The sequence below is a fragment of the Haloarcula onubensis genome, assembly GCF_031624605.1.
In the GTDB taxonomy this organism is placed as follows: domain Archaea; phylum Halobacteriota; class Halobacteria; order Halobacteriales; family Haloarculaceae; genus Haloarcula; species Haloarcula onubensis.
The window spans coordinates 133,794-142,797 of record NZ_JAMQOS010000001.1 but is presented as its reverse complement, the minus strand read 5'-3'; the positions used below and the strand labels follow the sequence as shown (position 1 = coordinate 142,797).

The following is a 9,004-nucleotide window of genomic DNA, read 5'->3' as shown; positions in this document are numbered from 1 at the left end:
ACCCCACTTGAACGCTCGGCCGCGGCGGTGGACGGAGCGGCGTGCCGGCGGGCAACCCATGTGAACTATGCACAACCCTCAAGTATCGCGTCACCGTATCGTCATGTATGCTCGGGAGTGAATGGCTGTACGGCGCCATCGCCCTGCTGGTGGGTGTGCACATCCTGACGATGCTGTACGCCTATCGCCGCCACGGCGAACCGGCCAACGGCGCCGCGCAGCCGGAGCCCGGGGCGACGCAACCGGCCACCAGCGACGAGGAGACGGGTGCCGTCACCTGTGCCAACTGCGGGACGAGAAACGAGCAGGGGTACCAGTTCTGTCGGGAGTGTATCGCCGATATGTCGAGTGGCGCGCCGCAACGTCCCTCGCGGGAGCGGCCCAACGCCCACTGAGACGGTCGGTCGTAACGACGTCCCCGTGATTTGCCGCGACGGGTCCGGCAAATCTCGGAAATGGCTTCCATCGACCGTCTGACGAGCCACCGCGCGACACCGACAGTGACGACACCCCCCAGTGTGCGCACTAATCGCCCGACGTGAAGCATTTACTCGATTCCGTGTCAGATAGATTTTATGTACGCCCGGTCGGTAGACACAGGTGATGCCTCGAATCGAAGTCTCGGAGAACCTGTACCGACAGCTCGAAGACGAAGCAAACGGTGAGCGGCTCGACGACACGCTCTGGAAGATGGTCGGTACCTACCGCCGCAAGCACAACCCCGAATCAGACCGTCGATAACACCGGCTGCCGGATTTCTCGTGGGACGGCCCGACTCAGTCCCGTAGCTCGTCGAGGCGCGCGCCCAGCACCTCGCGTATCGACGCCGTGTCGCCGCCGATGCGGACGATTTGGTAGCCCGCGTCGATAGCCGCCCGCGCCGCCGTCGCGTCGTTGCGGATGCGCCCGACGGGAACGCCGGCGTCGAGACACGCCGCGAGCGTGCGGTCGATAGCCGCGGAGACGGCCTCGGTGTTCTTTTCGAGCGGGTCACCGCCCGACAGCGACATCGAGAGGTCCGCCGGACCGACGAAGGCAAAGCCCAGTTGTGGCACCGCGAGGATGTCCTCGATGTTGTCGACGGCGCGCTGGTTCTCTATCATCGTCCCGACCAGCACCTCCCCGTCCTCGCCGCCGACGTAGCTGTCGACGTAGCCGGCCCACTCGCCCGAGCGGCCGACGCCGACGCCGCGGTCGCCCACGGCCCCGTCGTAGGCGAAGTGTGCCGCCCGAACGCCGGCCCGGAGCTGTTCGGCAGTCTCGATTCGGGGCAGTAGAATGGTCCGGACACCGGCGTCCAGTACCTTCCGGACGAGCGCCGGTTCGGGTTTCGGCAGTCGGACCAGCAGCTCGATGTCGGCGGTCTCCGCGGCCCGCGTCAGCTCCTCTAAGGCCGTGCTGTCGTAAGGACTTGGGCCGCCGTGTTCGAAGTCTAGCCAGACGTAGTCCAGGCCGACGGCGCCCAGCGTCTCGACGACCGTCGGCGAGAACGTCTCCGCGCTCGCGCCGAAGACCGTCTCGCCCGATTCGAGCGCCCGCCGGAGCCCGTTCTCGGTCCTCACTCGTCCGCCCCCGACAATCCCTCGGCGTTCCGCGTCGAGTCCGGGGTCCCGCCCTCGTAGACGGTCCGGACGTTCGCCGCGGCCTGGCGGCTCATGCGGGCCAGCGCCTGCGTCGTCACCCCGCCGATGTGGGGCGTCAGCAACACGTCGTCGCGGCCAAAGAGGGGGTGGTCCTCGCCCGGCGGTTCGGACTCGAACGTGTCCAGCGCCGCGCCGCCGACGGTGCCGGCGTCGAGGGCCTCGACCAGCGCCGACTCGTCGATGACCGCCCCGCGCGCGGTGTTGACGAGGACGCCGTGCTCGCCCAGCGCCCGCAGTTCGGCCGTCGAGATGGAGTGGTGGGTCTGTTCGGTCAGCGGGACGTGGATACTCACCGCGTCGGCCCGCTCGAACAGGCCCTCGAACCGCTCGGCGCGCTGGACCTCTTCCGGGAAGTACTCGTCGGGCTTTCGCGGGTCGTAGGCGACGACGCGCATCCCCATCCCCGTGGCCATCGCGGCCGTCTTCTGGGCGATGTCGCCAAAGCCGTACAGCCCGAGCGTGTCCGTGCTGAGTTCGCGCCCGGTGAAGGCCGCCCGGTCCCACTCGCCCGCCCGGACGTGTCTGTCGGCAGTGTGGAGGTGTCGGCGCAGTCCGAACAGCGAGGCGATGGCGTGCTCCGCGACGGACTGGGCGTTGGCCCCCGGCGTGTTGCAGACGACGATGTCCCGCTCTGTGGCCGCCGCGACGTCGACGTTGTCCAGCCCCGCGCCGTGTTTCGAGATGACTTTCAGGTCGTCCGCCCGGTCGATGACGTCGGCCGAGAGCGGCGCGACGCGGACGATGACGGCGTCGTACCGCGCGATGTCGGCCAGCGCGTCGTCGTAGCTGTCGTACTCGTCCATCCCGGTACAGTTCGCGAAATCAGATATCGAATCCGGCCCCGACGGGTCGATTTCTTTCGGCAGCAGGACCTCCCACGTCTCGGACATGGACCGCTGTTGGCGGGACGTGGTGAAAAGTGTACAGCCCTGTCGTCCCCCCGCTGGCACGCCGTCTCACTCCCCGGACGGGGCAAACGTGACACCGGAGAAGTCGAACCTCGCCCCGCCGGCCTCGCTCGCCGAGACATCGACGCGCCAGCCGTGTGCCGAGGCTATCTCGGCGACGATAGCGAGCCCGTAGCCGGTCCCGTCGGTCGTCGACGTCTCCCCGAACCCGAAGACCTCGTCGCGCTCGTCGGGCGGAACGCCCGGCCCGTCGTCGGCGACGTAGAACCCGTCGGCTGACAGGCCGACCCGGACCGCCACGCCCGGCCCACCGTGCTCGACGCAGTTCCGAAAGAGGTTCTCGAACACCCGCTCGACACGGACCGAATCGGCGAGCAAACGGTCGTCGTCCACCACCGTGAGCGTCGCGTCGCGGGTGTCGACACGTCGCCAGCTGCGCTCGCAGACGGCCGCCAGGGAGACGGTGTCGGTCTCGTCGACGATACGGCCCTGCCGGGCCAGCGACAGCGTCTCGTCGACGAGCGTGTTCATGCGGGCCAGCGCGCGCTCGAGCGGTTCGAGGTGCGGGCTGTCCGTCCCCGCCGACAGCAGTTCGACCCGGCCGCGGGCGACGCTCAGCGGGTTCCGGAGGTCGTGACTGACAGTGCTCGTGAACTTCTCTAGGCGCTCGTTCTGGCGCTCCAGGCGCTGTTCGCGTTCCCGCCGCTCGGTCACGTCGCTCAGTACCACGAGACGCCCCTCGGCGCCGAGTCCGTACTCGACGGTGGCGAGGCGGGCGTCGAAGTACCGCTCGCCGAGCGAAATCGTCCCCGACCACTCGTCGGTCCCGCGAGCCAGCGCGTCGACGAGGCCGTCGGCGTCGGAGAGCACGTCGGTGACGTTCCGGCCGGCGACCGACGACACGCCGAACAGGTCCCGAAGGCGCTGGTTCGCGTCGACGACGACGCCGCGGTCGGTGACGATGAGGATGGCCTCGTCGAGGACGTCGAAGGCGCTGTCGCGCCGCGGACCGAGTTCCAACTGCTCGCCGGCGTCGACCCTGAGCGCGCGGAGGAGCAAGCCGCCGGCCACGAACAGCGCCACGGGCGTCGCGTCGACGTACTCGGGGACGAGCCCCGTCGTGTGCAACACCGCCGGCGCCGCGATAATCAGCGTCCCGGTCACCATCAGCGTCGACGTTTCGACGTGTTTTCGCCGCCCGGTCAGCGCCCGCCCGGTCCAGATGGCGACGGCCGAAAGCGCCAGCCCGAAACCAAAGAGGTAGAGGTCGACGGCGAGCCACGGACCGACGGTGTTCTGGAACACGCCGCGGTCGTCGACGTAGCTGTCGGCGGTGTACAGCAGCGTCGGTCGGACGAGGCCGAGCAGTTGCGTCGCGACCGGGACGGCGAGCAACACGGCGAAGACGTACTCCGACACCGGCCGGCGAAACACCGACTCGACCGCAAGCAGGAACCAGCAGATGGCGAGCAACGAGACCGCGAAGACGAGCACCCGGTCGAAGAGTATCGTCACGGTCGGGCTGTTCGCGAACAGAGATATGGCCCGCGCCACCGTCCAGACGCCGGCCGAGAGCATCGCGATGAACAGCCACCGGAAGGCCGGCTGGTGTCGGTGACGCCAGCTAGCGCGGACGACGAGCCCGACCGGAACGACCGCAAGCAGCGTCAGAAGTGCCAGGATGTCGACAGTCGTCAACCCGCCCATGACAGATAAAGTGTCATTGGCGGAGTGACATGATAAGTGTTTATCAACGAGCCGACATCGGGGCCTCGCCAGCGGCGGCTACGGATGCACGCCCGACACCGGTCTCGCACACGCGCTGACACGACGGCGGACGGACGCGCCGGGGTTGAGCGAACGCGAAGCGGTCGCGATGTTCGGCGAGTCCGTGAGTGAGCGAAGAGTGGACTCGCCGGGCAGGTTTTATCCGGTGCCGTCGTGGGGTTTTGTGGTTGAACAGTCATCCTTCTTACTCGTCTGGTAGGTGGTTGGTTCGCACGTCCATCTTCTCGCGCTCGGTTCGGGCGTCGTAGTGCTGGTACAGGACATCGAGCGACACGTCCATCCGCTCGCTCACCGTCTCCGGGGGCGTGTCCTCGGTCAGGTGGTGTGTGATAGCTCCTCGACGAACAGCGTGGGGCGACCGCGACGACGGGCAGTCAGCGACGTTAGCCGACCGGCCGCGAGCGTCGCACGTCTCCGGTGTCCGGTCGTGGGGGCAACTCGCGTAGCTGCACGGGTGCAGCGCCCGCATGAGCCACTTGTAAATGGTCTGCGGGGACGGACGGCCGCCGTCCTGCGTCGTGAACAGCGGCTTCCGGCCGTACTCGTCGGTCCCCTGGACGCGGTCGGGGTTGTCGACGTAGTCGGCGAGAATCTGGAACCACTTCGGCCCGAGATAGACCCACCGCTCGCCAGCCTCGCCGTTCTTGAGCTTCGTCCCCTCGTCGATACGGTGCTCCAGACGCACTGCGTGGCCGTCCGGTTCGAGGTCGTCACGGTCGAGCGACTGGACCGCACCGCGCCGCATCCCGGTTCGCCAGATGAGCGCGATGAGCGCATGGTCTCGACTCGCGTACCGATGACGGCCGTAGTACTCCAGGGCCGCCTTCGCTCGGTCGGGGTCGAGATGCACATCTCGGCTTTCGGCGCCGTCCGGCAGCTCGGGCGCGTGGACCTTCTCGGCCAGTCCCTCGTCGACCGCCTCGATGTCGGCCCACCAGCGTAGCGCCTGGCGGATGGTCGAAAGCTGCTTCTGTAGCGTGATGGGCGCGATGTCGCCGCGTCGCCACGCCACGAAGTCCGACATGTCCCGGCCCGAAAGGCTGTTCAGGTTCTCGACATCGCGCTCGTCGCACCAGTCGAGGAAGTACCGAAGCCGGGTCTTTGCGTTGTTCAGCGTCGACTCCCGAACGGACGGCTCCCGATGGGTCAGGAACCGGTCTACGCCTTCCTCGGGACTGAGCGGTTCGAGGTCGTCCGGCATCACGACACCTCCTTCAGCTTCCCGCAGACGTTACACGCGACGAGGGCACCGTCGGCGCGGTCGTGGCGCTCCCGCAGTTCCTCCTCGTCTAGATCGGCGGCCAGCCGGTCCTCGGTCACGAAGTACTCGGCGTTTGCCTTCGAGACCTGCGAGTGCATCCGCTTACCGTCGACCTTCTCCGCTGCACACGGGCAGGAGACACGCCACTGGCGGGCCCCGCTGTGGCTCACGCCTGAACCTCCCCCAGTTCGCTCTGGTCGTCAGCGAGCCGGGATTCATCGTCGGGCTGTATCTCCCGGTAGTCGCCGGCCCAGTCGCCCAGCTTCTCGCGGACGGCGTCGACGCGTTCGGTCAGCGTCCCGATGTCCGGCGCCGTGACCTTGCACTTCTGAGTGTCGTCACCGCGCTTCAGCTTGACCGTGTAGGTGAACGCGTCGTCAGTCATCACCCAACACCGGCTCGGCGGCCTCGGCGTCGGCGGCGGTCTCGTCGGCCGTCCAGTCCTTCGCTCGCTCTCGCCAGTTCTCGTGGGCTACGCGCTTACTCTTGAACCCGCTGCTGTCGGGCTCACCGTAGGTTTCCGTCTCCAAGTACTGCACCGCTCGAACTCGGCGGGGCGGAATCTTCGCCTGTCCACCACCCCAGTACTTCAGCCACAGCCAGCCGGAGTCTTGGACCTTCGCGGTAGCGACGTAGACCTGCCCCTGCTCGGTCACGTCGACGACGGCTGGCCGCTCTTGCTGGCGCAGGTCCTCGGGGTCTGGGGGCCGGACAGTCATTCCGACTCACCCCAAGCCTGCTCTACCGGGACGTGCATCAGCCGGCCACGCGGGAAGTCGTAGGTGTCGCCGGGCTTGTGCGCTCGTTCGGCGTCTCGCGTGATGAAAACACACTCGTAGACCGTATCGTCCGGTCGCACCGGTAGGTACGGGTGAGTCTTGTACCCCAGCAGGTCGAACCCCTCGCGTTCGTAGTACTCGACGACAGTGGGGGCCACGACTTGCCGAACGAACAGCGGTTGCCGGGTTACGAGGTCAAAAGCGATGCCGCCCGCTATCGGGTCAGTCTGCACGCCGTCGAGACCGATGCGCTCGCTCGGCGGCAGCTCGCTCTCGTCATAGTCGTGGTCGACCGCGCCGCCGTCGGCCAGCACCCGCTCGCCGCTGTCGGCCAGCTCGGTCACTGGGCCGCCGATTTCGACCGCCGCGACGGCGTCGGGCCACCGGTCGGAGATGTCCCGGCTCATGCTGATTCACCCCTACACCCGTCGCAGTAGGACTTGACCGCCCGACCGTCGTCACCAAACCCGTGCGTGGAGTTCGTGCAGCCGGGGCGGTCGCACGTCGGATGGTACGCGCCGGACCCCTCGCAGTAGAAGCACGTCATGGGCCCTCACCTGCCTCACTGTCGCCACCCTCTTGGTCTCCCGACTCATCTCCGGACGTGGGGGCTGCGCTGCTACTGGACATAGTTTAGGCGGCCCCTTCGACGTTCTCGCTCACTTCGCCGTTCTCGTCGCGACAGACCACTGGGTCAGAAACCCTATCGAAAGGCGTCTGGTGGTGGTCGCGGATGATTTCGCGGACGTACTCAGAGTAGTTCACTCCGTGCTTATCGGCCTGTTCAGCTATCTTCTCGTCCATCCAGCGTGGGAACGAGATGGATACCGAGAGACTCTTTCGAACCATTGCGTTAGTTATCAATTAATGCCTTCGTGATATAGTTAACGGCTCGTGAGATACCACGCGCTATAGTGGATATTCAATGGTATAATCACCTCCCTCGTTGATTATCAATTTAGCAAGATGGTCAAACGGTACTCTGGTGATTGGATGGTCCTGGCTGACGACCGTATCTTAGAATACCTCTACGAGGAAGAAAGAGGGGCGCCCACCGATATGGTAAAAAGTGGGTTCGTCAGATATTCAAACTCATACGTCTCTCAGAGACTGAAAAAGTTGGAATCACACGGTCTGGTTCAGAACCTCGGGAGAGGTCTGTATACAATCACTGACCGAGGTAAGAAATACCTAAACGGTGAACTGAATACATCGGAAGATGCACCAGATGAAGTAAATACGCAAATGGATAGCGGCCCCAGCGCTGGAGAGAACCACGAGCAGGCTTGATAAATGGACGGAAGAAAGTCGGCATACTGGATGAAACAGTTGGATGAGCGGGTGCTTGAAGAACTCTACTGGGAAGGGTGGTCGTCGCCGTCGATACTCGCTAAGAAGGAAGGCTTCACCGCCTCCGAGGGGCACATCCGAGAGCGTTGCCAGATGCTCCGGTACGTGGGATTCGTCGATACGCTCGCCAGCGATATGTACGAGCTGACGACAGACGGGATTCTATACCTGCACGGGCAGGTGGATGCACGTCACCGACCGACCCCGACCGTAGACCGGGCGCTTAGGGGATAAGTCGCATTAGACTGCCAGAATCCACAGATTCAAGAATCGCGTACACAAGGGTTAGTGCATGGGAATTGGTAAGAAAATCGTAACGTGGTGGCCATCAGCGATACTCCTGCTTCTGCTCACACTGACTCTCTTTGGACCGGGTTCCTTAGAGAGTGTAGTAATTCTCATACTGCTTGCACTGCAAGGAGTGATGCTGTTATTCCGGGCCGCTGGCTGGTTCAAGAACGTGGTCGAGTCGGCCGCCGGTATGGATTAAACCGGCTACAGCCACCCCACTTTTTCGCGCTCTCGCAGCTGGGCCTCGGGCGTGTGAGTGCCGCGGTAGTGGTCGAGGAACGTCTGTAGATCGTCCCACCCGCCCCAGTCGCAGACCACCATCGCGTCAACGTCGGCCGACCGGAGCGACGTAGCCCAGGTGCGCCGAAGGTCGTGCATCCCGACGAACTGCCAGCCGTCGTCGCCGGTCTCGTCAAGCAGGTCGCCCGTCGCTCGCTCCATCCAGCGCCGGAGCGTCCGAGTCGATGCGTCCACCACAGGCGCGTCTGTCGGCTCCTCACGCACGTCCCCGACCGTCCGGATGGTTGTAGCGAGGTTCGGCGGAATCGGCGTCTCGCGGTACTTGTCGGTCTTCGCTGACGACCACACGCGGAGCATAGTGCCCGCGTCGGTGTCGACGACATGGTCCGGGGCAATATCGAGCACCTCGGCCGACCGCAGGCCACAGCGCACGGCCAGCGAGACCGCGATGCGCTTCTCGGTGTCGTCGAACCGAGTGAGTAGCTGCTGTACCTCTTGTTCGGAGAGCCATGCTTTCATCCCGTCTTGGTCGTCGTAGTTCTCTAAGTTCATGTGTCCGTAAACTCTGCTTTGCGGTCAAAATCCTAGAATCTTGGGGTCGAATCGGGGTGTATCTGGCGAGAATCGGGCTGAATGTGTCCGACTCTGAACGGAGAAGCGGACACTACCGCTCCGGCTCGACCACCGCCGCCGGGTCGCACCGCAGTAGCACCGAGTGGTTCACCGTCGCGACAGCTTCGCCGT

15 protein-coding genes are annotated in these 9,004 nt (G+C 65.2%); 5 read left to right on the top strand and 10 right to left on the bottom strand.

Annotation, left to right across the window (positions count from 1 at the left end; all coding sequences use genetic code 11):
* The first annotated feature begins 107 nt into the window (after positions 1 to 107).
* Complete coding sequence (locus NDI86_RS00885; protein ID WP_310898500.1) at positions 108 to 395, top strand: DUF7577 domain-containing protein; 288 nt, start codon at positions 108 to 110, stop codon at positions 393 to 395.
* Positions 396 to 603: 208 nt separating this feature from the next.
* On the top strand, positions 604 to 741 hold the full coding sequence (locus NDI86_RS00880) for a hypothetical protein (RefSeq protein WP_220589607.1): 138 nt from the start codon (positions 604 to 606) through the stop codon (positions 739 to 741).
* 35 nt (positions 742 to 776) lie between these two features.
* Here NDI86_RS00880 and NDI86_RS00875 read toward each other — a convergent pair whose 3' ends face one another.
* From NDI86_RS00875 to NDI86_RS00835, 9 genes are all read right to left on the bottom strand, one after another.
* Positions 777 to 1,562: an HpcH/HpaI aldolase family protein gene (locus tag NDI86_RS00875; RefSeq protein ID WP_310898499.1), complete on the bottom strand. Its 786-nt coding sequence runs from the start codon at positions 1,560 to 1,562 to the stop codon at positions 777 to 779.
* Complete coding sequence (locus NDI86_RS00870; RefSeq protein ID WP_310898498.1) at positions 1,559 to 2,533, bottom strand: hydroxyacid dehydrogenase; 975 nt, start codon at positions 2,531 to 2,533, stop codon at positions 1,559 to 1,561. Before NDI86_RS00870 ends, NDI86_RS00875 begins: the two co-directional genes overlap by 4 nt.
* A gap of 66 nt (positions 2,534 to 2,599) precedes the next feature.
* Positions 2,600 to 4,258 carry a sensor histidine kinase gene (locus NDI86_RS00865; RefSeq protein WP_310898497.1) on the bottom strand — a complete coding sequence of 553 codons (1,659 nt, stop codon included), beginning with the start codon at positions 4,256 to 4,258 and terminating at the stop codon, positions 2,600 to 2,602.
* A 265-nt stretch (positions 4,259 to 4,523) separates the two neighbouring features.
* A complete protein-coding gene (locus NDI86_RS00860; RefSeq protein WP_310898496.1) occupies positions 4,524 to 5,540 on the bottom strand; it encodes a tyrosine-type recombinase/integrase in 1,017 nt (338 codons plus the stop codon).
* Complete coding sequence (locus NDI86_RS00855) at positions 5,540 to 5,770, bottom strand: hypothetical protein (protein WP_310898495.1); 231 nt, start codon at positions 5,768 to 5,770, stop codon at positions 5,540 to 5,542. Before NDI86_RS00855 ends, NDI86_RS00860 begins: the two co-directional genes overlap by 1 nt.
* Positions 5,767 to 5,985 (bottom strand): hypothetical protein, encoded by a 219-nt coding sequence (locus NDI86_RS00850; protein ID WP_310898494.1) that lies wholly within the window; start codon positions 5,983 to 5,985, stop codon positions 5,767 to 5,769. Before NDI86_RS00850 ends, NDI86_RS00855 begins: the two co-directional genes overlap by 4 nt.
* On the bottom strand, positions 5,978 to 6,319 hold the full coding sequence (locus NDI86_RS00845) for a hypothetical protein (protein WP_310898493.1): 342 nt from the start codon (positions 6,317 to 6,319) through the stop codon (positions 5,978 to 5,980). Before NDI86_RS00845 ends, NDI86_RS00850 begins: the two co-directional genes overlap by 8 nt.
* Positions 6,316 to 6,786, bottom strand: a complete 471-nt coding sequence (locus NDI86_RS00840; RefSeq protein ID WP_310898492.1) for a hypothetical protein — start codon at positions 6,784 to 6,786, stop codon at positions 6,316 to 6,318. The genes NDI86_RS00845 and NDI86_RS00840 overlap by 4 nt, the downstream gene beginning before the upstream one ends.
* A 226-nt stretch (positions 6,787 to 7,012) precedes the next feature.
* Positions 7,013 to 7,183: a CopG family transcriptional regulator gene (locus NDI86_RS00835; protein ID WP_310898491.1), complete on the bottom strand. Its 171-nt coding sequence runs from the start codon at positions 7,181 to 7,183 to the stop codon at positions 7,013 to 7,015.
* 162 nt (positions 7,184 to 7,345) lie between these two features.
* Between NDI86_RS00835 and NDI86_RS00830 the strand changes: the two genes are divergently transcribed.
* Genes NDI86_RS00830 through NDI86_RS00820 form a run of 3 tightly spaced genes read left to right on the top strand, consistent with a single transcriptional unit; the run spans position 7,346 to position 8,219 of the window.
* Complete coding sequence (locus tag NDI86_RS00830) at positions 7,346 to 7,669, top strand: MarR family transcriptional regulator (protein ID WP_310898490.1); 324 nt, start codon at positions 7,346 to 7,348, stop codon at positions 7,667 to 7,669.
* A gap of 3 nt (positions 7,670 to 7,672) precedes the next feature.
* Positions 7,673 to 7,963 (top strand): hypothetical protein, encoded by a 291-nt coding sequence (locus NDI86_RS00825; protein ID WP_310898489.1) that lies wholly within the window; start codon positions 7,673 to 7,675, stop codon positions 7,961 to 7,963.
* 58 nt (positions 7,964 to 8,021) lie between these two features.
* The gene (locus tag NDI86_RS00820) at positions 8,022 to 8,219 is read left to right on the top strand and encodes a hypothetical protein (protein ID WP_310898488.1); all 198 of its coding nucleotides are present in this window, start codon (positions 8,022 to 8,024) and stop codon (positions 8,217 to 8,219) included.
* A 5-nt stretch (positions 8,220 to 8,224) separates the two neighbouring features.
* On the opposite strand, the gene NDI86_RS00815 is transcribed toward NDI86_RS00820, so the two are convergent.
* The gene (locus tag NDI86_RS00815; protein WP_310898487.1) at positions 8,225 to 8,812 is read right to left on the bottom strand and encodes a tyrosine-type recombinase/integrase; all 588 of its coding nucleotides are present in this window, start codon (positions 8,810 to 8,812) and stop codon (positions 8,225 to 8,227) included.
* Positions 8,813 to 9,004: the final 192 nt, after the last annotated feature.